The 25,634-nt window shown below is 38.8% G+C and carries 28 protein-coding genes; 17 read left to right on the top strand and 11 right to left on the bottom strand.

Features of this window, described 5'->3' with window-relative positions:
• Positions 1–281: 281 nt before the first annotated feature.
• From ACFSKL_RS03220 to ACFSKL_RS03235, 4 genes are all read left to right on the top strand, one after another.
• Entirely contained in the window at positions 282–1,280 is a 999-nt protein-coding gene (locus ACFSKL_RS03220) for a 3-oxoacyl-ACP synthase III family protein (protein WP_376883471.1), read from the top strand.
• A gap of 1 nt (position 1,281) precedes the next feature.
• Positions 1,282–1,836, top strand: coding sequence for a hypothetical protein (locus ACFSKL_RS03225; protein WP_376883472.1), 555 nt, complete (start codon positions 1,282–1,284; stop codon positions 1,834–1,836).
• Between the two features lie 184 nt (positions 1,837–2,020).
• Complete coding sequence (locus ACFSKL_RS03230) at positions 2,021–3,616, top strand: toxin-antitoxin system YwqK family antitoxin (RefSeq protein WP_376883473.1); 1,596 nt, start codon at positions 2,021–2,023, stop codon at positions 3,614–3,616.
• A gap of 548 nt (positions 3,617–4,164) precedes the next feature.
• Positions 4,165–5,514 carry a DUF6600 domain-containing protein gene (locus tag ACFSKL_RS03235; RefSeq protein ID WP_376883474.1) on the top strand — a complete coding sequence of 450 codons (1,350 nt, stop codon included), beginning with the start codon at positions 4,165–4,167 and terminating at the stop codon, positions 5,512–5,514.
• Positions 5,515–5,584: 70 nt separating this feature from the next.
• On the opposite strand, the gene ACFSKL_RS03240 is transcribed toward ACFSKL_RS03235, so the two are convergent.
• The 11 genes from ACFSKL_RS03240 to ACFSKL_RS03290 all read right to left on the bottom strand — a co-directional run bounded on the left by ACFSKL_RS03240 (position 5,585) and on the right by ACFSKL_RS03290 (position 12,912).
• Complete coding sequence (locus ACFSKL_RS03240) at positions 5,585–5,821, bottom strand: hypothetical protein (RefSeq protein WP_376883475.1); 237 nt, start codon at positions 5,819–5,821, stop codon at positions 5,585–5,587.
• Positions 5,822–5,823: 2 nt separating this feature from the next.
• Complete coding sequence (locus tag ACFSKL_RS03245) at positions 5,824–6,249, bottom strand: hypothetical protein (RefSeq protein ID WP_376883476.1); 426 nt, start codon at positions 6,247–6,249, stop codon at positions 5,824–5,826.
• The gene (locus tag ACFSKL_RS03250) at positions 6,242–6,748 is read right to left on the bottom strand and encodes a DUF4920 domain-containing protein (RefSeq protein WP_376883477.1); all 507 of its coding nucleotides are present in this window, start codon (positions 6,746–6,748) and stop codon (positions 6,242–6,244) included. The genes ACFSKL_RS03245 and ACFSKL_RS03250 overlap by 8 nt, the downstream gene beginning before the upstream one ends.
• 80 nt (positions 6,749–6,828) lie before the next feature.
• A complete protein-coding gene (gene msrA, locus ACFSKL_RS03255; protein ID WP_376883478.1) occupies positions 6,829–7,401 on the bottom strand; it encodes a peptide-methionine (S)-S-oxide reductase MsrA in 573 nt (190 codons plus the stop codon).
• Positions 7,402–7,514: 113 nt separating this feature from the next.
• Positions 7,515–7,781 carry a hypothetical protein gene (locus ACFSKL_RS03260; protein WP_376883479.1) on the bottom strand — a complete coding sequence of 89 codons (267 nt, stop codon included), beginning with the start codon at positions 7,779–7,781 and terminating at the stop codon, positions 7,515–7,517.
• Positions 7,782–7,786: 5 nt separating this feature from the next.
• Positions 7,787–8,329 (bottom strand): class I SAM-dependent methyltransferase, encoded by a 543-nt coding sequence (locus ACFSKL_RS03265; protein ID WP_376883480.1) that lies wholly within the window; start codon positions 8,327–8,329, stop codon positions 7,787–7,789.
• An 18-nt stretch (positions 8,330–8,347) separates the two neighbouring features.
• Positions 8,348–8,722, bottom strand: a complete 375-nt coding sequence (locus ACFSKL_RS03270; protein ID WP_376883481.1) for a response regulator transcription factor — start codon at positions 8,720–8,722, stop codon at positions 8,348–8,350.
• An 11-nt stretch (positions 8,723–8,733) separates the two neighbouring features.
• The gene (locus tag ACFSKL_RS03275) at positions 8,734–9,999 is read right to left on the bottom strand and encodes a YaiO family outer membrane beta-barrel protein (RefSeq protein ID WP_376883482.1); all 1,266 of its coding nucleotides are present in this window, start codon (positions 9,997–9,999) and stop codon (positions 8,734–8,736) included.
• A 2-nt stretch (positions 10,000–10,001) separates the two neighbouring features.
• On the bottom strand, positions 10,002–11,435 hold the full coding sequence (locus ACFSKL_RS03280) for a glycosyltransferase family 2 protein (protein WP_376883483.1): 1,434 nt from the start codon (positions 11,433–11,435) through the stop codon (positions 10,002–10,004).
• Positions 11,436–12,461: a HEAT repeat domain-containing protein gene (locus tag ACFSKL_RS03285; RefSeq protein ID WP_376883484.1), complete on the bottom strand. Its 1,026-nt coding sequence runs from the start codon at positions 12,459–12,461 to the stop codon at positions 11,436–11,438.
• Positions 12,462–12,540: 79 nt separating this feature from the next.
• A complete protein-coding gene (locus tag ACFSKL_RS03290; protein ID WP_376883485.1) occupies positions 12,541–12,912 on the bottom strand; it encodes a response regulator transcription factor in 372 nt (123 codons plus the stop codon).
• Positions 12,913–13,153: 241 nt separating this feature from the next.
• Here ACFSKL_RS03290 and ACFSKL_RS03295 point away from each other — a divergent pair, with 241 nt between their 5' ends.
• The 13 genes from ACFSKL_RS03295 to ACFSKL_RS03355 all read left to right on the top strand — a co-directional run bounded on the left by ACFSKL_RS03295 (position 13,154) and on the right by ACFSKL_RS03355 (position 25,483).
• The gene (locus ACFSKL_RS03295) at positions 13,154–14,869 is read left to right on the top strand and encodes an amidohydrolase family protein (protein WP_376883486.1); all 1,716 of its coding nucleotides are present in this window, start codon (positions 13,154–13,156) and stop codon (positions 14,867–14,869) included.
• Entirely contained in the window at positions 14,856–16,238 is a 1,383-nt protein-coding gene (locus tag ACFSKL_RS03300; RefSeq protein WP_376883487.1) for an amidohydrolase family protein, read from the top strand. The genes ACFSKL_RS03295 and ACFSKL_RS03300 overlap by 14 nt, the downstream gene beginning before the upstream one ends.
• Positions 16,239–16,272: 34 nt before the next feature.
• The gene (locus ACFSKL_RS03305; RefSeq protein ID WP_376883488.1) at positions 16,273–17,574 is read left to right on the top strand and encodes an amidohydrolase family protein; all 1,302 of its coding nucleotides are present in this window, start codon (positions 16,273–16,275) and stop codon (positions 17,572–17,574) included.
• A gap of 81 nt (positions 17,575–17,655) precedes the next feature.
• Positions 17,656–18,840 carry a C40 family peptidase gene (locus tag ACFSKL_RS03310; protein ID WP_376883489.1) on the top strand — a complete coding sequence of 395 codons (1,185 nt, stop codon included), beginning with the start codon at positions 17,656–17,658 and terminating at the stop codon, positions 18,838–18,840.
• The gene (locus ACFSKL_RS03315; protein ID WP_376883490.1) at positions 18,837–19,157 is read left to right on the top strand and encodes an antibiotic biosynthesis monooxygenase family protein; all 321 of its coding nucleotides are present in this window, start codon (positions 18,837–18,839) and stop codon (positions 19,155–19,157) included. Before ACFSKL_RS03310 ends, ACFSKL_RS03315 begins: the two co-directional genes overlap by 4 nt.
• Before the next feature lie 32 nt (positions 19,158–19,189).
• Entirely contained in the window at positions 19,190–19,933 is a 744-nt protein-coding gene (locus ACFSKL_RS03320; RefSeq protein ID WP_376883491.1) for a DUF6597 domain-containing transcriptional factor, read from the top strand.
• A gap of 31 nt (positions 19,934–19,964) precedes the next feature.
• Positions 19,965–20,393: a VOC family protein gene (locus ACFSKL_RS03325; protein ID WP_376883492.1), complete on the top strand. Its 429-nt coding sequence runs from the start codon at positions 19,965–19,967 to the stop codon at positions 20,391–20,393.
• A 175-nt stretch (positions 20,394–20,568) separates the two neighbouring features.
• Positions 20,569–21,651 (top strand): sensor histidine kinase, encoded by a 1,083-nt coding sequence (locus tag ACFSKL_RS03330; protein WP_376883493.1) that lies wholly within the window; start codon positions 20,569–20,571, stop codon positions 21,649–21,651.
• Positions 21,644–22,321: a response regulator gene (locus ACFSKL_RS03335; protein ID WP_376883494.1), complete on the top strand. Its 678-nt coding sequence runs from the start codon at positions 21,644–21,646 to the stop codon at positions 22,319–22,321. The genes ACFSKL_RS03330 and ACFSKL_RS03335 overlap by 8 nt, the downstream gene beginning before the upstream one ends.
• Before the next feature lie 92 nt (positions 22,322–22,413).
• Complete coding sequence (locus tag ACFSKL_RS03340; RefSeq protein WP_376883495.1) at positions 22,414–22,581, top strand: hypothetical protein; 168 nt, start codon at positions 22,414–22,416, stop codon at positions 22,579–22,581.
• Positions 22,582–22,593: 12 nt separating this feature from the next.
• Positions 22,594–22,941 (top strand): hypothetical protein, encoded by a 348-nt coding sequence (locus ACFSKL_RS03345; RefSeq protein WP_376883496.1) that lies wholly within the window; start codon positions 22,594–22,596, stop codon positions 22,939–22,941.
• A 201-nt stretch (positions 22,942–23,142) separates the two neighbouring features.
• Positions 23,143–24,480 carry a TrkH family potassium uptake protein gene (locus ACFSKL_RS03350; RefSeq protein ID WP_376883497.1) on the top strand — a complete coding sequence of 446 codons (1,338 nt, stop codon included), beginning with the start codon at positions 23,143–23,145 and terminating at the stop codon, positions 24,478–24,480.
• Positions 24,458–25,483, top strand: coding sequence for a porin (locus tag ACFSKL_RS03355; RefSeq protein ID WP_376883498.1), 1,026 nt, complete (start codon positions 24,458–24,460; stop codon positions 25,481–25,483). Before ACFSKL_RS03350 ends, ACFSKL_RS03355 begins: the two co-directional genes overlap by 23 nt.
• The last annotated feature ends 151 nt before the right edge of the window (positions 25,484–25,634 follow it).

Raw genomic sequence — 25,634 nt, forward strand, 5'->3', positions numbered from 1 at the left:
GTATAAATTGACTCTTGAACTACACTCAAATAGCTCAAAAAAAGAAAGTAGAGCTTAGTTTTTGCCCTACTTTCAAATTCCGAAGGAATTTTCCAAGAAGCCCTATTTACACCTTTAACTGGAATCTTTTCGAGCATAAATTTTATTTTAATTTTCTTAACTTCGTCGGAGGACTGTAATTCTATTTATTGAAAAGTGAATGAACTATATTGCGATTCATGAGTTTTATTGAACTCATCAATGAATATAAATGCCCAAGAAACCAAGTAAATTAAATTTTTATGAAAAAATCCAGAATAACCGGAGTTGGACATTATGTACCGGATCAAATCATTACCAATGATTATCTATCAACCATCATGGATACGAACAATGAATGGATCGTCGAGAGAACAGGAATAGAGGAGAGAAGATGGTTTACTCCAGGTAAGGACACTGTCACGAGCATGTCCTTAGCAGCTTCCAAAATGGCATTGGAACGTGCAGGAATTGAAGCAAAGGAAATTGACTTTATTGTTTTTGCCACCATTACCCCGGATTATTTTGTGCCGGGAAACGGCGTCCTTCTCCAACGGGAATTGGGAATCCAGGGAAAGCCTGCTTTGGATGTAAGAAATGCCTGCTCTGGATTTATCTATGCCCTATCAGTAGCTGACCAGTTTATCAAGACTGGGATGTATAAGAATGTTTTGGTAGTGGGTGCCGAAATACAATCTTCTGCATTGGACAAATCCGATGAGGGCAGGTCAAGCGCTGTCATCTTCGCCGATGGTGCTGGTGCCGCAGTCTTACAAGCTGTTGACCAAAATGAAAACGGAATACTTTCCACCCACCTTCATGCAGACGGGGATTATGCCGAGGAATTATACCTCAAAGACCCAGGAAGCAGTCGAGAAGTGAGACTTTCGCCTGAAATCATCAATGGACCAAGTTTCAAAATGTACATGAATGGAAATACCGTATTCAAACATGCTGTGGTACGGTTTAGTGAGGTGATACTGGAAGCATTGGAAGCTAATGGCAAAGAAAAATCCGATATAGACCTTTTGGTTCCCCATCAAGCCAACCTGAGGATCAGCAACTATATACAGCAAAAAATGGGATTGGGTGATGACAAGGTTTTCAACAACATCATGAAATTGGGCAATACAACTGCCGGAACGATCCCAATAGCGCTAAGCCAAGCTTGGGAACAAGGCAGGCTTAAAGAGGGTGATTTGATTGTGCTTGCTGCATTTGGAAGTGGATTTACTTGGGCCTCAGCTATTCTCCATTGGTAAAATGGATGATGCAAAAGACATTGATATAGAACTGATTGAGAATACAGGCTTGTTTCAGAAGATTCAAGCCCAAAAAACGCTATTCATCAATTTGTTTTCTGAAATCTCCAACCATATCCCACAATCACTCCTTCTCCATATACACTATAATGCAAAAGGAAACAAAGTATCCCAGGGAGCAAACCTGAAAAACTGCCCCTATCAAGTACTTGACATCATCAGGGATTTTGATCAAAATACCGGACATAATATAAGAATCTTGAATTGGTGGGGACATGGACTTTACATCATACACCAATATGGAAAGCTAAATCTGCAGGAAAACTGGAATAGTATTAAAGTCAAATACATGAACCATTATGTTGGATTATCCCAAGATCCTTATAATTATGGGGAAATTTTAAATTCTGAGACTAAGCTTGAAGTTTTGGATTTGGAACTCCATTCGCATGAATTCCGACAGCTCATTTTGTTTGATAAAATACCCTATACTAGATCAATAGAAGAACAAAAAGAAATTTTATTGAAAAAAATCAAATTCATCTTGGACAAATAATATTGTGAAATCTTTCGGATATGTGCTATTTATGCTAATTTAGAACCGAATTAAGTCAATTTCGTTATAATAAACCGTGTTGTACAATTCATTGATACGGTTTGGATTAGGAATATTGTTTATTCCAACAACCACCAATACCTCAATTGCTTAATGTAAAATGGAACTTATGAAATCAGATTTTATGAAATTTATACTTGGTACGCTACTTATTCTCATTTTACCTTTCACAGTCTCTGCCCAAAACAATTCCAACATTGTCACCTTGTATAATTCAGATTCTACCTTCGTGGGTACTGGTTTGATGAAAAACAATAAGATGGATGGGTTGTGGAAATTCGAAAACCCCAAAACAGGCAAATTGATCCAAACCACCAACTTTACAGATGGCATGAGAAATGGGCTGACAGTGGCATTTCATGATGGTAAAATCAAGCGCCTAGAAGCCGAATACAGACAAAACAAGCTAAATGGCCCTTATCGGGAGTATGATGTTTTTGGTAATCTAAAAATTGAATTGGTCTTCAAAGACAGTATCCCTGTAGGTACCTACAAAGAATATTACCCCAAAACGAGCCAAGCATCCAACTTCAATCCAAATATTGAAAAAATTGAAGGTCAGTATGTCAATGGAAAAAAAGATGGCCTTTGGACTACCTATTTTAATGTTAGGCCAGCTACCATTGCCATTACAGAAAATTATAAAGAGGGTGTATTGAATGGAGTGTACAAGGAGTATGATTATGATGGCGTCTTGATGGTCGAAATCAATTATGTAGACGGAAAACCAGATGGCACTTTCAAAAGATATTTCAATAACAGATTGGTCTGGCAGGAAGGTGAATTTGACAAAGGCAGAAAAGTGGGCACATGGATTTCATATTTCCCAGGCACCAAAACAATCGAGTCTGAGCAATATTATGACCAAAGGGGGAACAAATCAGGAGAGTGGAAATATTATTATGAAAACAAGAGAATAGCAAGGATAGAAAAATTTGAAAACGATATTCCGGTAGGTACATGGGAGGAATATTTCCCAAATAAAAACCTTTCCAAAAGAAAAACATATGAGCTTGGTATGCCTGTAGGAGAATACATTGAAAACCATTCCAATGGTTCAGCATCCGTGAGAGGGCAATACAAGAGCGGGGTAAAGGATGGGTTATGGAAAAACTTTTTCCCTGATGGGAATCTATACTCAATTGGAGAATACAAAAACGACCTGAAATCAGGCCTCTGGAAATACTTCAATAAAATAGGGATTCTGATAGCTGAAGGGGAATACAACCTAGGTTCTGAAAATGGACAATGGTTCTACTACTATGATGGTGGACAATTGAAATCAGTTGGCAGTTACTTCCTTGGCTTTGAAGAGGGTACTTGGGGATTGTTCTACGACAACAAACAACTTACACAAGAAGAATATTGGAGCAATGGCAGGTTGATGAATCTGGGAGATTACCATAATTTCAATGGCACCAAAACTCTTGAGAAAGGAACATTGAAAGATGGGAATGGCTCAAGAATCACCTACTATATCAATGGTAAAAAAGAATCCGAAGGAAACTATAAAAACGGTAAACCAGATGGAAAATGGTCTTACTACCATGAGAATGGACGTGTAGCTTCCGAGGGAGAAATGATAGATGGGAAAAAAGAAGGCTTGTGGAGATACTTCAACATGAATGGCAGACTAGAGCAAATCATTACATTTGAAGGAGATGAAATAAAAGAACCGAAAGATCCAGAACCTGAAATAAATTTCAGAACCTTTGATTAAACAGACGATAACATTTTTACTTCCGGAGTGTTTAAATACCAAACAAGTATGTCAGCTTTCTTGCCAGTTGCCAATCAAAATGATATATTTTAAATCAATTGATGTCTTGGACACTAAATAAAAAGCAAGCATTTAATTAGGAACAAAAAGCTCCAATATTTTATTGGAGCTTTTTGTATATCCCAATAATCCTGAATCCCCACCGATTTATGTCAATCCACTTACATGTTAACATCTTCATAACCATTGGATTTAGACATTAAAACCCTATTTCTGACCTTCTTCTATCTCCTATCCCATAGTGGTGTACCAGAGCTGATGGTTATCAGATCTTGTATGCCTTATCAATTTGATTATTGGCTTCATTGCAAAAACCCTCCACAATTTCATTAATTTCAATTTTATCCATATTTTTTTATTTTTTTTACAATGATTGAGGATTTGCTAAAACGTTTTTACCAAAATATCAACAGTTTGGCATTATTTTTCGCAAAACATTTCTTTACAATAGCCCGTAAAACAGACTAGTAATACTAAACCACACAGTTATGAAAAATCTATCGCTAATCCGTTTGGGACTTGTTCTGATGCTAGGCGTCGGGATGTCCCTTAACAATAAAGTGGAAGCTTCACCACCTCCAATGGGGGTTAGTTTCCAGGTTTTCTACAATGAATTGAGTCCATATGGTGATTGGGTAAGTGACCCAAGCCATGGTTATGTATGGATTCCCAATGTAGGAAGGGATTTCCATCCTTATGGAACCAATGGATATTGGGAAATGACTAATTTCGGTAACACCTGGGTGTCCCATTTCGATTGGGGCTGGGCGCCATTCCATTATGGAAGATGGTTCTGGACGGACTTCTACGGATGGGCTTGGGTTCCAGGTTACGAATGGGGACCAGCTTGGGTATCTTGGAGAACAGGCGGAGGTTATTATGGATGGGCTCCTCTAGGTCCAGGTGTAGGAATCAACGTATCGATAGGTTTCCATAGCAATCATTGGAGATTTGTCCCACAAAGAAGATTCAGGCATCGCCAATTCTACAACTACTATGTCCCAACCCGCAATGTGGTGAGTATCTACAACAGAACTACCATCATCAACAACACTTATGTGTACAACAACAGGACATATGTATCTGGTCCTTCCAGAAGAGATGTAGAGAGGGTTACCAGACGGTCAGTGCCAGTCTATCAAGTAAACAACAGTGCTAGGCCAGGAAGATCTTCAGTGGGAAACAATAGGACTTTGAATGTGTATAGACCTGAGATTGATAATTCCAGAACTGCAAATGCGCAGGCAAGGCCATCTAGAGCGATTTCATCTGACGAGTATAGAAGTAGAGCTGCTACCCAAAACAGATCGGCAGCAACAAGCAACAGCAGGTCGGCGACTACCCGAGAGGCTAATTCAAGGGCAAATACGCAAAGGGGAACTGCTACCCAGCAATCCAGAACTACTGCACCAAGCAGAAGTGAGGCACAAACTGCCCCGAGATCTTCCAACAATAGGGAAAGTACAGTACAAAACCCTAGCACCAGATCATCTCAGGTAAGGACTGCTCCTCAGCAAAGGCAAAGTTCTCCCCAAGTGAACCAGAGAGACACAAGGTCTTCTACTCCAAAGGCTGCACCTGCCAAGAATACAAGGACAAACAGTCCTGCAAATGTAAGGCAAAGTACTCCCAATACGAGAAGTTCCGGAACAGTAAAGTCTGCACCATCAAAATCAAGCAGTCCGAATGTGAGACAAAGTACGCCAAATACGAGGAGTTCTGGAACTGTGAGATCTTCTTCAGCTCCTGCTAGACAAACCAAAACAGCTCCAGCAAGGTCAAGTTCAAACACAAGATCCTCTTCTGGAACAAGTTCTAGAGGTCGTGGAAACAACTAAATAGCAAGAATCAATTATAAGTTTAAATTCAATAAAAAAGGTTGCCATAATCATGGCAACCTTTTTACATTTAAAATTTCTTGGGGACAAGCCCTCTTCCTTGGTCTATGCATTCATCCAATTCATAGTCCTTGCCTTTGCCCCAGCGCAAAAGTTCTTCAATGGTATAGACCTCTGTGGTATCAAGGTCTTTGACTTTAAAATTTGATCCGGAAATACGGGAAACCACTTCCAGCTTCCTGATTTCTCCCATATTCCTGAACTCATATACCCTCCCTACTCTGAGGTTATCCAAAGCAATTGCCATGATTATTCTAATTTCAATAAATTAATTCTTTTGATCGGTCCGGGACAATAATTACTGTGGCAAGCCAAACAGGAATTGACCAAAACTTTGTAGTTTTCCAGCAGCTCCTGATCAGAACTGTTTTCAAATTGCCTAAGATTCGCCAAATACCCCATACCCATGGTCTGAAAAGCTTCTGTCTTGACACTTTGGTCGGTTGGCTTGGCAGTCAACAGTTCTTTGTACTTTTCAAGATACCCTTTGATGGATTGCCCTTCCTCCACGGAGATTTTGATTTCCTCCATATCCAAAAACATTTCACGCATCAACAGGGCCAAAGGCGCATCTTGATTTGGGTATCTGACAGCTTCATGAGACTTGTTTTCCGTTTTCCCAGAACAGGAAAATCCTAGTACTGCCATGAAACAAACCACAAATACTTTATGCATTTTCTTTGATAATCACACCCACGGCTTCGAAGGCATATTCCTCTTTTGGAGAAGTGATAGCATCTATCTCTTCTTTGGGCTTACCTGCATCTTCTGCATAATGCTTCAGCGTCGCAACATCAGTCACAGTCTTGGTAGCTACCCCTTCGATAATGACTGGGTAGCCTTGGGAAGTCAATGGTACAAAAAAACCATAATCCTTAAATGTAACCCGCATGGTTTCCCCACTTGGAAGATCCAGCGTCATCCAGCATCCTTTTTTGGTACACACCTCTTTAATTTGTCCGATGACTTTGCCTTCAAATTCACCTGAGCTTTTCAACTCATCGTACATTTGGGCAATAGACAAAACCGCCACCTCTTCAACGGCAGCACCATAATTGCCTGGCACTATTGCCACTTCTTCCTTTTCTCCAGCTTCGGTAGCCTGTTCGGAAGGTTTACTGCAAGAGAAAACAAATGGCAACATGGCCAAAATCAGGATTGAAATTCTTTTCATTTTCTTGGGGGTTGATGTCTACTAGGTGTAAAAGTAAACAGATTTTGACTTTACCTCAACAGATGCAATCTAAATATTCATCAATTCTTCAATTTATCAGCAAAGACCTGCTTAAACTTCTCAACTTTCGGTTTGATGACTATTTGGCAATAAGGCTGCATCCCATTGTCGTTGAAATAATTCTGGTGGTAATCTTCTGCCACATAAAAATTACTGAACGCTGTAATTTCGGTGACGATCTTATTGTCAAATGCTCCAGATTCATCCAATTTTTGCTTATAAAGCGCTGCAATTTCCCGCTGCTGGTCAGAATGGTAAAATACCGCAGATCTATATTGGGGACCAACATCTGCTCCTTGTCTGTTGAGCGTAGTTGGATCATGGGTTGACCAGAAAATCTCCAAGATCTCTTCAAATGTGATTATCTTAGGATCAAAGGCGAACTGTATAACTTCAGCATGCCCTGTAGTCCCCGAAGTTACCTGCCTGTAACTAGGGTTGGCAATATGTCCACCACTGTAGCCAGACTTCACTGCCTCTACTCCATCCAGGTCTTGGTAGATAGCCTCAATACACCAAAAACATCCTGAGCCAAGGGTTGCCAATTCCATTCCTTCAGGAATATTCACTTGAGTTTTGGGTAGTTCATTCATGGATTTCTTTTTTTGTTGTGCTGAAATAGGATCAATGCCAAGCAAGATTATAAATAAAACTAGAAATGATTTCTTCATTGCGGACATGGTTTGGTTTAGAACAAAAAAACATGCTAGGTAGTTTTGGGATTCAATGAAATTCTGATTTCACCTATCATTTTTTCATCCAAACCAACCAAAGACAAATTTGAATCGATGGATATCTTGCCTTCTTCTTGCATACGGATTGTTTCAGACACTATTTCAGGCAAAAAATGAACCCAATCTTGGGGAAAAATCCATTCTAACACTTCCACGGGAGAAAATGATCTCCCCTTCCGAACCCGAGCCATTTCCAATATGGCTATTTCTAAGATTGGTATGTTTTGTTTTTTATCCAAAACCTCTAATTGCAGATCAAAATAAAAGCAGGTGGAAAATTTTTCAACGTAAAACTTGTTTTTATGTGGCTAAAGTAGTCTGCAAATTGATATTTCAACAGATAGGAATAGCAGATTTGGATGAACTTACCCTTTTCGGATACGGATTCCCTACTTTTCCTATAGATGCTTGCCCTTATATCCTTTGGGATCAGACTGAATGGCAATGATGACAGGATAAAATCCGCTTTATCGCCGTTCAGGTATTTATCCATATTTTCGGCAGAATCACAAATGATGACAACATTCTTTTGGGGAAACATTTTCTCAAGATTATTGCAAAAATTCCTTGAAATCTCAAACACCAAAAGTTTGGCATCTTTGTCCATCCTTTCCACTATACCTTTGGTAATACTCCCATCACCACCTCCCAATTCTACCAGGACTTTTGCTCCCTTAAAATCCGCAAATGACAACATTTTATCAACCAATGGCTTTGAACTGAATGTAATTGCACCAGTGGTTGATATATTACCGAACAACTCTTTAAATAACTTAATTCTTGACATTACAAGTAGAATAAATGACTAAATCAAAAAACGCTTAATTCTCAATACAAGCTCTGATGGGTTGAAAGGTTTGGAAATGAAGTCATCCGCTCCCAATTTAAAAGCTTTATCAACAGCACCTTCTTCGTCCCCGAGTGAGGACAGGATCAAGATCGGCATTTTAGGAAAAAGTTTTCTTGCCAAATAAGTCACTTCCAATCCGGACTTATAAGGCAACATAATGTCAGTAATCAACAAATCCGGCTTATACTGGCTCACGGCTTTTATACCACTGTCACCATCTTTAGCTATAAATACCTTGAAACCTTCTTTTTTGAGTCTGTACTCTGTCACTCTCAAAATCAACTCATCATCTTCTACGAGTAACAATACAAATTTGGATGGATCAATCATTATCTTAAATCTTACTTTATCCTGTATTGAAGGTTTATGCTACCTTCATATTCATTTTGGGTAAAGCTAGGATTATATTCTTGAAAATTATACATGAATTGTACTCCAAGGAAAAATTTCTCTGAAATACTCTTATAATACCCAAGGCCAAATCTATATGATTGCAAAGCCACTCTGTTATCAAATTGGCCTAATGTTGCTCTCTCATCTGGGGAAGTACCGTACCCAGCAATAAATGTAAGATAATCAAACCTGCCTCCAAAATAATACCTGGAAGTAAAGGTAAATGCTGGATAAAAACTTTTCTCTTCATTCTGCAAAAACATCCTCATATTCAGCCAATATGACCCAAGATACTTACCTACTCCAACAATACCTGAACGAAACTCTCTGTTCCCTTCGGGGGGACTTACCTTGGTAAATCTCACTCCTGCTTCCCCTTCCCAACCTTTTTGGAAATTTTTGTATATCGAATAGCCAAATCTCAGATTTGGAAATACAATATCATTACTGTACGCGATACCGGCATAGGAATAGGTGGTTTTCCCAGTAAAAAAATAAGATTCCAGCTCATATTGAAAACCACTTGAAATCGATTCTCCCGCGCTAAGTCTATCAGCATAATTGACCCTTCCAATTAGACTTCCCCATTCCCTCTCCCTGACATATTGCAGACCAGTAAGATGCCAGGGACCCACTCCTTCCCTATTGAACCCAGTCAAACTATAATTGAATCCAATTCTGTCTGAATTGAATCTTGATTCAAGAATATTAAATCGCTGCCGGAATTCGGAAAGATCTGGATATTCTTTCAATGTTGCCTGTAGAAAATCATATTCTACTCTCTGATCTCCCTTCTCCACTAAGATCTGATGCTCAAATCCAAGTAATGGAGCTTGCTTCAGCCCACTTGCCTTTGCTTCATTGATCCTAAAGTATGCTTCATCGTAGTTTTTTGTTGAAATATTCACTGGTATGAGATACATATAAACTTCATGGTAAGATTTATCCCTATCCAGAACATAATCGAAATAGAATTTAGCACTATCCAGAGCTCCTGATCTTTGGTAAATTCTTCCTAGTAGCACATGGAAATCCAAATAATCCGGAGCGATCTCCAGAGCTTTCCATGATAATTCTTTTGCTTTTCCCAAATTATTTGACTCATTGAACTCTTTGTAAGCTACTTTGAGTAAACTGTCAGTATCTACTTGCTGTCCATAAACCAATCCTGACAATAACAATACGAAGATCAATACTAATGAAGCTCTCTTCATGATCATTTCTTTTTTGAAGTTCTAAATCCAGTCCTTTGCATATTACCCCACTTTTGCTCTTTCTTAAGAAAGTAATGGGCATATCCTTTTATTGCAGCATAAACACAAAATGGATGGTAAACAAATGGTTCTATCAATCCTTTGGCTATCAATTTGACAAGATCCCTTCTAGAACGATAATATTTATTAAACCATTCATCAAGCAACACTGAGCCAATGGTTATTGAAAAGTAGAATAAATATATGCCCGTCATCAACTTCAAAAAGAGCGCCAAATCCAAACCCAGAAACAAATAACCCAATACAATTATTAAAAGCCCAAAAACCTCCAAAATGGGTACTAGAAACTCGAAAAAGAAGAAGTAAGGCATTGCCACAAAACCTGTGTTTCCGTATTTTGGATTAAAAAACATTTTCCTATGTAATGCCAATGTTTGGATAAGGCCTCTTGCCCATCTCACTCGCTGTTTCATCAATACATCTTTTGTTGAGGGCACTTCTGTCCAACAAAGGGTCTCAGGTATATACAAAATCCTGAAGTCCTCTTTGATATCATGCATATGTTTTCTCATCCTCGTGATCAAGTCCATATCTTCTCCCAAAGATTGGTGCCAATAACCTCCCACTTTGATAACTATCTCCTTATCAAACATCCCCAAGCCACCAGAAACGAGCAATAGAGAGTTGATTTCCCCCCAAGCCATCCTTCCGAATAAAAATGCCCTTATATACTCCAATTCTTGAAAACTTGCCCACCAATTTGATGGAAAACTGACATCTACCAAAAATCCATCCTGAACAATGCATGAATTGGATGGACGTAATACTCCTCCGGTAGCGATCACTTTTTTACCTCTATCCATAAATGGCTTGGCTAGTTTCATGATCGTGTCACTTCTAAGAATACAATCTACATCTGTACATAAAAACAAAGGATAACTTGCTGAATTGATTCCAGCATTGGATGCATCTGCTTTGCTTTTACCATTCTCTTTATCTACAACAAGCAGGTGTGAATACACTGGGTTTGTGGATTTAAAATGCCCCCTAACTTGCTTGGTTTCGATCTTGGCTTCATAAAAAAAATCTACTGGTACCAGATCAAACTCATCTATAAGCTTCTGAAGTGTATCATCTGTACTCCCATCATTGACAATCACAACCTCAAACTTTGGATAGTTCAAGTTCATCAAAGATCTAACATTGTGTACTATGGTCATCCCTTCATTGAATGCAGGTGCAACAATAGACACACCAATGATATGGTTTGATTTGACTACAATATCATCTTTCAAAAAATACTTGTTGTTGTTATATTTTTTGATTGCTACAAATGCGAGTATTGCCAAGAGCAAATAAAGGGAAAGGTAGCTTATTGAATAAAAAAGAATAAACCACTCATATAAGACCATGAAAGTTTTGAAATGTTCAATCATTTAAATATAGGGATCAAGTACATGTAATTTAGCTGCTTTCAAAATAGGTTTATCATCAAATGATTCTTCGAACAAAGGACTTCCCAACTCTTTCAGACTGTACATCGCAGCTATTAGTAATTCTGATCGATTCAGTCTGACCACCAAATCATTCAAAAAGTCCATGGAAGCCCCTGATCCGATTTGAGCCAATACGTTGATGATTTTGATCTTACTGGTCTCATCTTCTTGATGGTACATTTCTATCAATTTATCTTCTGCTTCGATCAGCAGCAATTTGCCAACCACGTCAATTGCATTGAAACGGACATGACGTTCAGTATGGTTCAAAAGAAGAACCACCTTATCGGCGAATTCCAGGGCGTTGTAATGGGCAACCAACTTCAAGACCAAACCAAGTTGACTGGCATCGTCGAATTTCAACCATTCCCCCAATTGACTTGGTTTTTTGATTTTTTTTCGCTGCAGTATATCTATAAGTTTCATTTCGTCGATCGGGCTGATTTCATCAGCATAATCCTCCAATATCCGAAGAGGCCCCTCGTCTGAAATGGAAATATATGCCAACAAAGCCGAAGTTCTTATTTGCATATTTTCATGTTTGACATAGGGATAGATAATCTTAGAACTCGGAGCATGCCCCAACTCTCGCCAGAAATACAGCACCTTACTAATGTAGTACCATTTCTCTGTGGCCAAAAGTCCCTTTAGATGGTTATAAAGACCGAATTTCAAATAAGCTTGTATCAATACCTTTTTCTGCACCCCCTTCAGGTTCCTGTCTAAATCGATGATGTTCTCCAAAACAAGTTCTTTACACCATATTTTTTCAAATGGTATCTTCTTTTTTAATTTCTCGATTTTTCGATTAAACTGATTTTCATCTAAATCATGGTCAAAGATAATGGATGAAAAAAAACCATAAATCCGGTATTGCGCAATTTTTTCTTGATCTTCCCTAATCAATCTTTTCCTTTTTAGGTCTAGCAGCAGCCAAATCAAAAATACAGCAACTAAAAAAAGCATTACCAATACTATATCTAGTACAGAATGAAAAACAGACAATACAATTAACATCAACAGCATATAATCCTAAAGAAAATAATCAATCGCGTGAAAATCCAAGCCATTTCTTTACCCTAAATGCCAATTCATTTGGCTTAAATGGCTTTGGAATGAAATCTGATGCCCCCAGAGTAAACGCCTGCAATACGGTATCTTCCTCTTCGCCTAGTGAACTTAATACAATAATGGGGACTTTTGGACTAAATTTCTTCGCATGGTTGATGATCTCAATCCCATTTTTGAAGGGAATCATGACATCGGTGATTATCAAATCCGGATTATCGTTTTCTATAGCTCTGATTCCAGCAATCCCATCCTCAGCCATGGTAACATTGTATCCATCTTTTTTCAATCTGAATTGAACCAAGCTGGAAATCAATTTATCATCTTCTATTATCAGTATATTCTTCATCTCAAGCGATTAAGTCTCTATTCGAAATATACAGTGTTTTTTTTATAAAAAAAGTTATGTTCTTACATTATAAAAGTACAATTTTCACCAAAATTTTTATGAACATAGTAATCTGACATACATTTTCAGAAAATTGCCGTTCCTAACATTTATGCGTATCGCCAAAAAATAAAAATTTTTCAAAAAAAAATCTTTTGTTAGATTACCATTCTAATTATTCAACCAACCATCAATCTATAGAATGAATATCTACACTAAATCCAAGTTACGAGGTAGCTATTTGGGAGTGCTGTTTCTTTTTGTCTGTTTGGCAGCTCAGGGGCAAAGTGACCCAAGTGGCACCAAAAGGGTAACTGGCAGCTACGCCATACAAAATGCGACGATTACCACTTCCCCGGGCAAGACAATTTCAGGGGGCACCCTCCTATTCAAGGACGGGCTCATTGTGGCAGTCGGAACAAACGTCCCGATCCCTGCAGGTACCGATATCATCAATGGGGACTCCTTGTACATATACCCTGGTTTCATAGATGGAGGAAGTTCTTCGGGTATCACACGTCCTGCCGATCCCGACAGGCCTTCCAATTTTGATTCCTCCAATCCATCAGACGAATTGGCTGGTATCACACCATGGAGAAATGTCCTAGACATGTTTGATATAAACAATAATGCTGTCAATGAATGGAGAAAAGCGGGTTTTACGGTTGCCCAAATGATTCCAGATGGCGGCATGATCTCAGGAAAGTCTGCCATAGTAGTCTTTGGAAGTCCGAATTCCTCCAATGTTTTGGCTCAAAACACTGCTGTGAGTACCAAATTCAGAGGCTCCAGGGGAATGTATCCAGGTACACACCTTGGGGTCATGGCAAAATTCAGGGATGTCTATAAAAATGCTGAATTGGCTTACCAACACAGCAAATTGTTCTCTGCCAACCAAGGTTTGAACAGACCGGAAATCAACAAAACATTGGAAGCAATGTATCCTGTTTTGGATAAGAATATTCCGGTAATTTTCGAAGTCTCCAATGATTTGGAAATAAGGAGGGCATTGAGACTCCAAAAAGAACTTGGCTTCAAACTCGTCTTGTCAGGAGTAACTGAGGTTGAAAAAGTAATCAAAGAAATCAAGGCCGCAAATGCTACTGTATTGCTAGCATTGACACTTCCAGAAGACAAGTCGAAAGAAAAGAAAGATGATTTAAGTAAAGAAGCCCAAGAACGTACAGACAGAGTAAAAGAAGCCTATGAAACAGCTTTGAAGCAAGCTGGAATACTTGAAAGTGAAGGTGTCAAATTCGGTTTTACAACGAGTGGTTCCAAATCGGGAGATTTGATGAAAAACATCAAAACCATGATCGAAAATGGTCTAAGTAGCGATGCTGCTTTGGCAGCTTTGACAATCAATTCGGCAGAGAATTTAGGAATACAAAAATTCACTGGTACATTAGAAAAGGGCAAACTGGCCAATATGGTCATTACCACCGCTCCATTGTTTACCGAAGATGCCCAAATCAAGCATGTAATTGCTGATGGATATGTATTTGATTATGATACAAAGGCAAAAAAAGCATCAAACGGGAATAATAATGGAAACACGAATTCTGGAGTCGCCGGGACCTGGGACTACGTATCAGACACACCGGCAGGAAGTTCTGGAGGAACTATGACATTTGAAGGTTCGGGTGATGGCTATCAAGGGACGATTACATACGACGACCCATCAGGAAATGGAAAAGCTGAGGCGCCAATGAAGAATATAAGTGTAGAAGACAATGTCTTGAGCTTTGCTTTCGACGTCTCCGCAGGTGGAATGCAAATCACAGTAACAGTAAACGGTGATGTTTCGGAAGACCAATTTACCGGTACAATGTCGCTTGGTGAATTTGGGAGTTTTCCATTGACTGCTTCGAAAAAGCCAATCCAATCTTTAAACCAAAGTAAAAATGAAAAAGCTTAATTATATCATAGCCGCATTTTTGGTAATGGTTTGGATGCCTTCAAAGGGCCAAACCGAAAAAGGCTCTGTGCTTATCAAAAACGCAACTGTAATAACCATTACCCAAGGTGATTTGGAAGATACAGATGTACTTGTTGAAAATGGTATCATCAAAAAAATCGGCAAAAATATCAGTGCAAACAATGTCACTGTAATAGATGCCAAAGGGAAATATGTCATGCCAGGGATCATTGATGCCCATTCACATGTAGCTCTTGACGCTGTAAACGAAGCTACTGCCCCTATCACAGCCGAAGTACAAATGGCGGATGTAGTCGATCCATACGACATTGGGATATACAGGGCTTTGGCTGGTGGGGTGACCATCTCACATGCCATGCATGGTTCTGCCAATGCCATCGGTGGTCAAAACATTACTTTGAAACATCGTTACGGCACTTTCAACCCAGAAGATTTGTACATGAAGGAAGCACCAAGAACCATCAAATTTGCTCTTGGTGAAAACCCTACGCGTGTACATGGCAGGGGGAAAAACATTCAACCTAGAACCAGAATGGGTGTTGAAGCCATCATCAGAAATGGATTCGATGAAGCCTTACAATACAAAAAAACTTGGGAGGATTATCAAAATGCATCCAAACAGAAAGGTGCTACACCTGTGCCTCCAAAATACAATGCAAGATTGCAAACATTGGTTGATATCCTTGATGGCAAGATTATCATTCATTGCCACTCGTATAGGGCTGACGAAATCTATGCATTGATCAATACATGTAGGGATTTCGGAATAACCAACATTGTATTTTCCCACGTAAACGAAGGCTTCAAAGTAGCACCCGAATTGGCAGAATATACCATGGGAGCTTCCGTATTTGCTGACTGGTGGGCATATAAGTTTGAAGTGTATTACTCCACTGCATTCAATGCCGCTATCTTAACAGAAAACGGTGTAATCACCTCGATCAACTCTGATTCTGGGGAACTGATCAGGCATTTGTATCATGAAGCTGCAAAGACACAGAGATATGGTCAGTTGACAGACCAGCAAGCCTTGGAATTGATTACCATCAATCCCGCCAAGCAGCTTGGTATCGCCGACAAAGTGGGATCGATCGAAGAAGGGAAACAGGGAGACTTGGTCATTTTCAACGATCACCCTCTTTCTGTATATGCCATTCCTCAAATGACTTTTGTAGATGGTGTGAAATATTTTGACATAGAAGAGGATCAGAATGACATGAGAATCAGTGTCAGCGCTACCGAAACGGTCGAACCGATTTTCTTAAAAGAACATGACCATAGCTGTATGCATGGTGTTGATTTCTTCTTCACAAATTTCGGCAGAAACCTATTCGAGCATACACATTAACGCTATCAAGGATATTTCAAAAATCTTAACTAACATGAAGCAATTCAAATCTATAATATATACGATGGCTTTGGTCCTCCTACCCTTGTTGTCACAGGCACAACAATTCGATGGGGAATTCATCAAGCCTAGAAATGGGAAGTTTCTTCTCCAAAATGCAACCATAGTCACTGTTACGAAAGGAAACATTGAAAATGGAAGTGTGCTGATTGTCAATGGAAAAATAGAAGCTGTTGGCACAGATGTCCCTGCTGGAGATGCGGAAGTAATCGACTGTACCGGGCAGTTCATCTATCCCGGGCTCTTTGACGGAGGCGGGAAATTAGGCCTGGTGGAAATCAACTCTGTTCCCGAAACCCAAGATTTTTCCGAAATCGGAAACGTAACCCCAAACATGCAAGCCTTGGTCGCTATCAACCCCAGTTCAGAAGCTATTCCAGTGACAAGGGTAAGCGGAGTGACTACCACATTGGCAAATCCTTCAGGTGGGATTTTCCCCGGCACTGCCGCTCTGATCAACTTGAATGGGTACACACCAGACCAAATGTACGCCGGATTCAAAGGGATAATTTTAAACTTCCCTACTTCTGCAAGAAGAAGTACCTGGGATAGAAGAAGTGATGAGGAAGTAAAAAAAGAAGCTGAAAAAGCCCAAAAAGACCTCAATGAAATCTGGGGAAGGGCAGTCAAATACCAAGAATTGAAATCGGCTGGTGCAGCACTCCAATTTTATCCAGAAATGGAACAATTGGCCAAAGCTGTAACTGGAGAACTTCCGCTATTGGTCGAAGTAAATGCAGCAGCTGATATAGAAGCTGCCATCAAATGGATCGAAGAAAAAGGTGTGAAAGCAATTTTGACCGGTGTAGCTGAAGGCTGGAGGGTAGCTGAAAAAATTGCTGCTTCCGGACTGCCTGTCATCACTGGACCTATGCTATCTATCCCAACCAGGCAATCCGATCGATATGATGCCGCCTACACCAACCCTGGCAAAATGGCGAAGGCTGGTGTAAAAGTTGTCATCAGAACAAATGACACAGAAAACACAAGAAACCTACCTTTCAATGCTGGCTTTGCTGCAGCATACGGAATGGGCAAAGAAGAAGCTCTCAAAGCGGTAACCATCAATCCAGCGGAAGTATTTGGGATAGCTGACAGAAGAGGTTCAATTGAAGCCGGAAAAGACGCTACCCTGTTTGTATCCGACGGAGATCCATTCGAAACCAGAACGCAAATCCTTCATGTCTTTATCGATGGATACAGAGTCCCAATGAGCAACAGGCATATCAAGCTTTATCAGGAGTTCTTGGAAAGATCACCAGGCTTGGAAAAGTAATCTTAAAAAACCATTTAAAAAAAGCGGACTTGATTTTCAAGCCCGCTTTTTTTTTATTCTTTTGTATAAATAAATCCGACTATGAAAAGCCACATTGCTCACTTCTGCTTTTTCTTCATAATTCTTTTCAGCTTTCCTTCTTGTCAGGAACAAGCGGAAGATCCTATACAAGAAGCCATTGAAACCTTTCGTGTTGGTTATGCTCATGACAAACGAGTAGCCTTGTGGGATATACAGTGGGATGGAAAGACCCTGAGTGGGGAAACTAATCTTGAACATGCCCTTATCCCATTTCTTGAGCACTTGGATACACTTGGAGTCAAGTTTGATAATCAAATCAAACTCCTTCCCGGGCTGGAACTTGAAGGAAAGGAATATGCAATTGTCACCATTTCTGTCGCGAACCTCCGAAGCAATGGCAAGCATTCTGCCGAGTTGGCAACACAAGCAACCTTGGGGACACCTTTGAAAGTGCTCAAGAAGCAAGACTCTTGGTATCTGGTCCAAACCCCTGATGCATATATCTCATGGGTAGATGCAGCTGGTATCCAATTGATGTCTGAACAAGAAATCAATGATTGGCACCAAAGTGGGAAAGTTGTATTTACAGAACTTTTTGGACATGTCTTCACCTCTGATGATGAGTCAGATATCGTCAGTGATTTGGTCGCCGGCAATATAATGGTAGCTTCCAACGAATCTAAAAACCACCTTGGAGTATTGCTGCCTGATGGAAGGTCAGGATTCGTAAAAAAAGACCAAGTGATGTCATTTGACAGCTGGATTTCTACTAGGGAAACCAGTGACACAAACCTTATCCAAACTGCAAAGTCTATGATGGGAGTGCCCTATCTCTGGGGAGGAACATCGATAAAAGGAGTAGATTGCAGTGGGTTTACCAAGACAATATATTTTCTCAATGGGGAAATCATCCCAAGAGATGCATCACAACAAGTCCATGAGGGTGAAGAAGTTGATGTGGAAAAAAATTGGGACAATTTAGCAGTAGGTGATCTATTGTTTTTTGGAGAAAAAGAAAGTGATGGCAAAAAAGAACGTGTAGTCCATGTAGGAATGTGGATTGGAAACAACTCTTTTATACACTCACGGGGAAGAGTTCGAATCAGCAGTTTTGACCCGGAAAGTCCTGATTATGACGAATATGAACGCAATCGCTACCTAAGAACAAAACGTATCATTGGTAAAGACAATAAGAGCACCGGAAATATAGAAGAGCTATTTAACCAAATTCCCAAAGGTCTATGAAAATTGCAGCAACTCCCCCTACCCCATATTATGCAGTGATATTTACGAATCTATTGAACAACGACCAGGAAGGCTACAGTGAAATGGCTGAATTGATGGAATCATTAGTCGTAAACCAAAAAGGATATCTTGGCCATGAATCCGTAAGAGATGGCATGGGGATCACCATCAGTTATTGGGAAAGCCTGGAGGCAATCAAGGAATGGAAAATGCAATCCGATCATCTTTTGGCGCAAAAAATGGGCAGGGAAAAATGGTACAAGCAATTCAAAACCAGAATCTGTAAAGTCGAACGAGACTATGGGTTCAATTTCTAAGTTATATGCCATTTTAGAACGAAATTAAGGCAATGAAATACAGAGAAATAAAACCAAACGGATTTTTGATGAATTTCATTGACAGTTTTTGGGAGTACGAAACCTCTGAAACGGATATTGAACACACCATTATTCCAGATGGGTATTTTGACCTGATTGCGGAATTTGATAAAAAAACGCTGAAACTTGTAAAACTTACAGGAGTTTGGACGAAACCTATAAACGTCCATATTCCTAAATCGACAAAAATATTTGGTATTCGCTTCAAGCTTTTGGCAACCGAATATTTATTTCATCAAACAATAAAATCCATACTCAATACAGCTGAAATTCTACCTTTAAACTTTTGGAATATTGACACTTATCAAAGTGATGGTTTTGAAAAATTTGTTGCAGACATTTCAAAACACCTGGAAAATTCCACCAAGCATCTAAAAGAAATAGACAATAGGAAACTCAAACTTTTTGAATTGGTTTACGGCACACAAAATTTAACTGTTGAGAAACTTTCAGAAAATGTATGTTGGAGCAGTCGGCAAATCAACCGTTACTTCAACCAGCAATTTGGATTTTCGTTGAAAACATTTTTAAACATTGTCCGGTGCAATGCTTCTTATAGTTCCATTTCCGAAGGGGAAATTTTCCCAAACGAATATTATTTTGACCAAGCGCATTTTATCAAGGAAATCAAAAAACATACAGGAACAACACCTGGCGAATTATCAAAAAATAAAAACGTCCGATTTTTACAATTGGCTACCAAATCAGAAAAGTAGTTTTGTATGATAATTTTAAAACAGATCTATAATGAAGATTACAAAACTCACTCCAAATTTTGAAGTAACAGACGTAAAAAAATCAGTTGCTTACTACGAAGAAAACTTCGGATTCAAATTGATAATGACCGTTCCGATAACACAAGACGGTATAGAACAAACTTTTGCAGAAGATAAAGAATACGTTTATGCGATGATGCAAAAAGACAATGTTGAGATTTTCTTCCAACGCACCGACACATTCAAAGAAGACGTAGTTTTTGCACAAGGATTACCAATAGGAGCATCCGTTTCGTTTTATATGGACATCGAAGGAATTAAAGAATTTCACCAACAAATGAAAGTGAAAAACCTGCAAGTAACCGACTTAAAAAAGACTTGGTACGGAATGCAGGAGTTTTACCTGAAAGACATCAATGGATACATTCTTGGATTTGCCGAAAAAGCCGAACAACAATGAAGGAAGAATAAAACGGCACACACAGCCAACGCTAAAAAACCAAAAGAGCCAATTCACCTAAATTGGGCAACCCTCTAAGGGTTGCTCGCTTGGCACTGTTAAAAGTGATTTCCATGAAAGACTGATATCTTTACGAAATCTTTATACCTTAACAATTAACTTTGAACCTTAAAAAGTGGATATACTTAGAACAAGAAAATACAGCAAGAAAAGACAATACCTGATAAGTGTTTTGCTTATTGTACTGACCGCTATTCTATGCTTTTTCTCGGTTGACATTATTGGCTATAGGGCTGTTGCACTCATTTTACTTTTGATCGTCTCTGTCAATGCCATACTTTTTGATATTCTTCCCGTGATGCTTTCTGCATTGTTAAGTGCCTTGATTTGGAATTTCTTTTTCATACCACCCATTCTCACTTGGCAAATTGCGACTCCTGAGGATGGTTTGATGTTCTTAATGTATTTTGTAATTGCATTCATTAATGCCGTTCTAACCTACAAAATCCGAGATTTTGAACGAAAAGAGAGAGAACAAGAAGACAAGGAAAAAGCCATTAAATTATACAACACTTTGCTCAGTTCTCTTTCCCACGAATTGAGAACTCCAATTTCAACAATAATTGGTGCCATTGATACGATTAAAGACAACCAAACCAAGCTTTCCGAAAACAACCGCAATGAACTTTACGCTGAAATTCAAATTGCCAGTTTTCGACTAAACCGACAAGTCGAAAACCTATTGAGCATGAGCAGACTTGAAGCGGGTTTTATTCAACCCAAAGTTGATTGGTGCGATTTGAACGAGCTTGTTTTTTCTTCGATTAAAGACAATGAAAATGATGCCCAACATCACAAAATTGTATTTATACCAAATGAAAATCTACCCTTGGTCAGGATTGACAGTGGTTTGACCGAGCAAATTCTTTACAATCTAATTCACAATGCTGTACAGCATACACCACAGCATTCGACCATCTCAATTGAATTGGGTTATGATGAAACACATTGTATCATTTCGGTTTTTGACAATGGAAAAGGGTTTCCTGAAACTGAAATTGATTTCGTATTTGATAAATTCTACCGCCTAAACAATACTGCGACGGGTGGAACAGGTTTAGGGCTTTCCATTGTAAAGGGTTTTGCAGAGGCCATGAATGGCAAAGTACTATTGGAAAATTTAGCCACAGGCGGAGCAAAATTCACTATCGAAATCCCTTGTGAATTTTTACAAAATGAAAACCTAGAAAATGAATAAGGCAGAAATACTTATCATAGATGATGAACCGCAAATCAGAAAATTGCTTCAAATAAATTTGGAAAGCAACGATTATAAAGTAGTTCAAGCAAGCACAGGAAAAGAAGGTTTGGTTTTATCGGCTAGTCATCCACCTGATTTGATATTGCTCGATATTGGTTTGCCCGACAAAAGCGGTCACGAAATTTTAAAAGAACTGCGGGAATGGTATAACAAACCCATCATCATACTTTCGGTACAGGACAATGAAACCGATATTGTTTCGGCTCTTGACAATGGAGCCACTGACTATTTAACCAAACCTTTTCGGACAGGCGAGCTGTTGGCAAGAATTCGTTCAGCAATTAGAAGAAGTCAAAATACCGAAAACAACCCAATCATTACTTGCGGAGACATTGAGGTTGATTTGGTAGCCCGTATTGTAAAACGAAATAATGAAGCTTTAAAGCTGACATCTACAGAATATAATCTATTGGCTCTCTTTGCCAAAAATGAAGGTAAAGTCCTGACACACCAATACCTATTAAAAGAGATTTGGGGCTACAGTTATCAATCCGAAACACAATATTTGCGCGTTTTTGTAGGAACTCTTCGTAAAAAAATTGAAGAAAATCCCAATAACCCACAGCACATTATCACAGAAAGCGGTGTAGGTTATCGTTTTCAGTAGTCTTTATAAAATCTTTATACAGGCTTATCCAACCTTGATTTTTTACTTATCACTTTCACCTGACCTTTGTAGCATCAAAAAAATACAAAGAAATGAAATGGGATTTTTTCTATGATGAAGATAAAGGCAAACCCTACGAATCTATTCAAGATTGGTATAAGGACATCAAACACTTGATTGTATCCATCCCGATAGCTATTGGGATAATGGTAGTTTTAGGAATTGCTGTTTATCTCTATTTGCGATTTTTCCATTTCTAAAATTCAGAACCTATGAATAGTGAAATATCGATAACCAAAAAAATGGCAGATGTGATTGTCCAAGTTTGCTTTGATGTAGCAGAATTTTCAAGGCTTTACGAACAAGACCATCCTAAAAGTGCGAGACATCTTTTCCAGTGCAATGAAGAAGTGAAAAAGGGTTTGAAATGGTTTGTAAATGCTAAAAACCAAGAAGACTTTCAAAACAAAGTCTCCGATTACTTAAACGCCGTGGAATTAGCCAAACAACTCTATCAAGACATCCAAATCCCCATTGAGGGAAAGGATAAAATAATCATTCAGCTTTCTAATCTTCAAACTCACCTAACAGACCTTAAAAATGAAGTTTCACCCAACTAAATTACTATCGGTTAAAAACTGGTAGGTTTTGTTTCGGCTACAGCCAAAAAAGATTTATCCAACACTAAAGACAAATGCTAGACTTTGTGGTGAAAAACTTAACCACAAGGAACACTATAAATACACAAAGGGCACATAAACATTAAACTAAAGCATTCGCCAATTGGCGAGGAATTTCCCCAGAGTTATATATTAATTAGTATGAAAAACATAATAAAAAGATACCGTAAATTTCAATTGTCACTATCGCCCCAGCAAAACCTACTTTATGGTTTTCTGACTTATACCCTAATTGGTTGGACTCTACTCTGTTTTCCATTTCTTCATAAACAGGCGGTCACTGCATTGGATAGTTTGTTTATCGCCACATCCGCAATTTCCACTACGGGATTAGTGACCGTAAGTGTTTTTGACACCTATAATTGGTTTGGACAATTCATTGTAATGCTGCTTTTTCAAATTGGCGGCATTGGCTATATGACATTCACTTCCTTTGTTTTATTGTCAAAGAAAAGCCCTTTGACCCATTGGCATCAGCGCGTATTGAATGCAGAGTTTACAATGCCAAAAGGATTTGAATTGAAAGATTTTCTGAAATCAGTAATAATATTTACAATTATAATAGAAACCATTGGAGCATTGTGTTTTTATATTGCTTTTACCAGAGCAGGCGTAGAACATAACTTTGCGATTTGGAGCAGTATTTACCATAGTGTCTCAGCTTTTTGTACCGCAGGTTTTGGACTGTATAATGATAGTTTTGAGCAATTTACAGGCAATACTTCCATCAACACAATTATTTCTGTATTGGCTATTTGCGGTTCATTGGGTTTTATCGTTGTAACCGACCTTTGGAACAGAATTACGGGCAAAACAAAGAGCACCACATTTACTACCAAAACTATTTTTGGGGTAATCATTGTCTTACTTTCTATTGGGACTACAATGATTTACTTTTTTGAGCCTTCGGTAAGTCATTTAGGAGAAAATAAGTTGATGGCTTCGTTCTTCCAATCTATGACGGCACTTACTACGGTAGGCTTTAACACCGTTCCTATCGGAAGTTTTTCCTTGGGAGTTTTATTGGTCGTGATTTTTTTAATGTATGTAGGTGCTTCCCCTTCTGGTACAGGTGGTGGTATGAAATCCACCACACTAACTGCCTTAATAGCCATCATGTGGAGCAGAATCAGGAACAACAGAAAGGTAACCTTCTTTGGCAAAACCATCCCCTTAGAAAGTCTTTATGTAGCCACTTCCATCTTTATGCTTTACGCATCCGTCATTTTTCTTTCCACATTCTTATTGGCTATGACCGAAGATTTCCCTCTTCATCAAATCTTGTTTGAAACTACATCAGCCATTGGTACTGTAGGACTGAGTACAGGTATAACAGGCGACCTGAGTGCTTGGGGAAAAGTCGTAATCATATTTGTAATGTTCGTGGGCAGACTCGGTCTATTGACTTTTGGTCTGGCAATATTGGCAAGAAAAAATAAAATTAAAATAATAGAAGATGAAGCAGATTTGGCAGTTTAATATAATTATCGCAATAATATTATCAAGTTCCAGCATATCGGCACAAGTTGATAGCACTTGGCAACAAAAACCTCAATTGAATGTATCAGGTTTTGCAGACGTTTTTTACATGTATGATTTGAACCAACCACAAGGCACGGAAAGGCAATCGTTTCTGTTCAACCATAACCGACACAACGAGTTTAATTTAAATTTGGGCTTGCTGAAATTTGGTTTAGAACATTCAAAATACCGAGCCAATTTTGCATTGCAAACAGGTACTTATGCCAATGACAATTATGCAGCAGAGCCAGGACTTTTGAAAAGCATCTTTGAAGCAAACATTGGAATTTCTCTCAATAAGAAAAACAATCTTTGGCTAGATGCAGGTGTTTTACCTTCTCATATTGGATTTGAAAGTGCCATTTCCATGGATAATATGACTTTAAGCCGTTCTTTGTTGGCTGAAAATTCACCTTACTTTCTAACAGGGGCAAAATTGACTTTTAATCCCAATGATAAATGGGAAATAGCAGGTTTGATTGTAAATGGGTGGCAACGCATACAAAGATTGGAAGGCAATTCATTGCCTTCGTTTGGAACACAAGTAAATTATAGTCCAACTGAAAAAGTCACTTTAAATTGGAGTACATTTATTGGAACAGACGACCCAGACACTTCTAGAAGAATGCGTTATTTCAATAACCTCTACAGTCAATTTCAAGTATCGGAGAAATTTGATTTAACTGCAGGTTTTGACATTGGAATACAGCAGCGTTTGAAAGAAAATTCAGCTTATGACTTTTGGTTTAGTCCTGTAATTATCGGACAATATACCATTAGCAATACTTGGAAGACAGCCATCAGAGCGGAGTATTATCAAGATGAGACGGGAATTATTATCCCAACAGGAACAGTAAACGGTTTCCAAACCACAGGGCTTTCTTTAAATCTTGACTATTCACCAAGCCGAAACATTGTTTGCCGGATTGAAGGACGTTGGCTGAAATTCCCCCTACTTTAAAAAAGTTGATTTCGTAAGCTAACGTTTGAGAGCATCGTGGCAAGATTTTTAAAAAAGTTGATTTCGTAAGCTAACGTTTGAGAGCATCGTGGCAAGATTTTTTGTAAATTACTAGTCTCTCAGCAAGGCCGATTTTAGAAATGTTGCCCTC

Source organism: Belliella marina (assembly GCF_042682445.1).
GTDB classification, from domain to species: domain Bacteria; phylum Bacteroidota; class Bacteroidia; order Cytophagales; family Cyclobacteriaceae; genus Belliella; species Belliella marina.

What these genes read in the sequence shown, in the direction of transcription:
- ACFSKL_RS03335 (WP_376883494.1), top strand. Translation starts at nt 21,644, where the DNA reads ATGAATAAGGCAGAAATACTTATCATAGATGATGAACCGCAAATCAGA.
- ACFSKL_RS03295 (WP_376883486.1), top strand. Translation starts at nt 13,154, where the DNA reads ATGAATATCTACACTAAATCCAAGTTACGAGGTAGCTATTTGGGAGTG.
- ACFSKL_RS03345 (WP_376883496.1), top strand. Translation starts at nt 22,594, where the DNA reads ATGAATAGTGAAATATCGATAACCAAAAAAATGGCAGATGTGATTGTC.
- ACFSKL_RS03275 (WP_376883482.1), bottom strand. Translation starts at nt 9,999, where the DNA reads ATGAAGAGAGCTTCATTAGTATTGATCTTCGTATTGTTATTGTCAGGA.
- ACFSKL_RS03325 (WP_376883492.1), top strand. Translation starts at nt 19,965, where the DNA reads ATGAAGATTACAAAACTCACTCCAAATTTTGAAGTAACAGACGTAAAA.
- ACFSKL_RS03250 (WP_376883477.1), bottom strand. Translation starts at nt 6,748, where the DNA reads ATGAAAAGAATTTCAATCCTGATTTTGGCCATGTTGCCATTTGTTTTC.
- ACFSKL_RS03300 (WP_376883487.1), top strand. Translation starts at nt 14,856, where the DNA reads ATGAAAAAGCTTAATTATATCATAGCCGCATTTTTGGTAATGGTTTGG.
- ACFSKL_RS03305 (WP_376883488.1), top strand. Translation starts at nt 16,273, where the DNA reads ATGAAGCAATTCAAATCTATAATATATACGATGGCTTTGGTCCTCCTA.
- ACFSKL_RS03245 (WP_376883476.1), bottom strand. Translation starts at nt 6,249, where the DNA reads ATGCATAAAGTATTTGTGGTTTGTTTCATGGCAGTACTAGGATTTTCC.
- ACFSKL_RS03270 (WP_376883481.1), bottom strand. Translation starts at nt 8,722, where the DNA reads ATGATTGATCCATCCAAATTTGTATTGTTACTCGTAGAAGATGATGAG.
- ACFSKL_RS03290 (WP_376883485.1), bottom strand. Translation starts at nt 12,912, where the DNA reads ATGAAGAATATACTGATAATAGAAGATGATAAATTGATTTCCAGCTTG.
- ACFSKL_RS03265 (WP_376883480.1), bottom strand. Translation starts at nt 8,329, where the DNA reads ATGTCAAGAATTAAGTTATTTAAAGAGTTGTTCGGTAATATATCAACC.
- ACFSKL_RS03350 (WP_376883497.1), top strand. Translation starts at nt 23,143, where the DNA reads ATGAAAAACATAATAAAAAGATACCGTAAATTTCAATTGTCACTATCG.
- ACFSKL_RS03315 (WP_376883490.1), top strand. Translation starts at nt 18,837, where the DNA reads ATGAAAATTGCAGCAACTCCCCCTACCCCATATTATGCAGTGATATTT.
- ACFSKL_RS03310 (WP_376883489.1), top strand. Translation starts at nt 17,656, where the DNA reads ATGAAAAGCCACATTGCTCACTTCTGCTTTTTCTTCATAATTCTTTTC.
- ACFSKL_RS03230 (WP_376883473.1), top strand. Translation starts at nt 2,021, where the DNA reads ATGAAATTTATACTTGGTACGCTACTTATTCTCATTTTACCTTTCACA.
- ACFSKL_RS03355 (WP_376883498.1), top strand. Translation starts at nt 24,458, where the DNA reads ATGAAGCAGATTTGGCAGTTTAATATAATTATCGCAATAATATTATCA.
- ACFSKL_RS03220 (WP_376883471.1), top strand. Translation starts at nt 282, where the DNA reads ATGAAAAAATCCAGAATAACCGGAGTTGGACATTATGTACCGGATCAA.
- ACFSKL_RS03320 (WP_376883491.1), top strand. Translation starts at nt 19,190, where the DNA reads ATGAAATACAGAGAAATAAAACCAAACGGATTTTTGATGAATTTCATT.
- ACFSKL_RS03285 (WP_376883484.1), bottom strand. Translation starts at nt 12,461, where the DNA reads ATGCTTTTTTTAGTTGCTGTATTTTTGATTTGGCTGCTGCTAGACCTA.
- ACFSKL_RS03240 (WP_376883475.1), bottom strand. Translation starts at nt 5,821, where the DNA reads ATGGCAATTGCTTTGGATAACCTCAGAGTAGGGAGGGTATATGAGTTC.
- ACFSKL_RS03280 (WP_376883483.1), bottom strand. Translation starts at nt 11,435, where the DNA reads ATGATTGAACATTTCAAAACTTTCATGGTCTTATATGAGTGGTTTATT.
- ACFSKL_RS03235 (WP_376883474.1), top strand. Translation starts at nt 4,165, where the DNA reads ATGAAAAATCTATCGCTAATCCGTTTGGGACTTGTTCTGATGCTAGGC.
- ACFSKL_RS03225 (WP_376883472.1), top strand. Translation starts at nt 1,282, where the DNA reads ATGGATGATGCAAAAGACATTGATATAGAACTGATTGAGAATACAGGC.
- msrA (WP_376883478.1), bottom strand. Translation starts at nt 7,401, where the DNA reads ATGAATGAACTACCCAAAACTCAAGTGAATATTCCTGAAGGAATGGAA.
- ACFSKL_RS03340 (WP_376883495.1), top strand. Translation starts at nt 22,414, where the DNA reads ATGAAATGGGATTTTTTCTATGATGAAGATAAAGGCAAACCCTACGAA.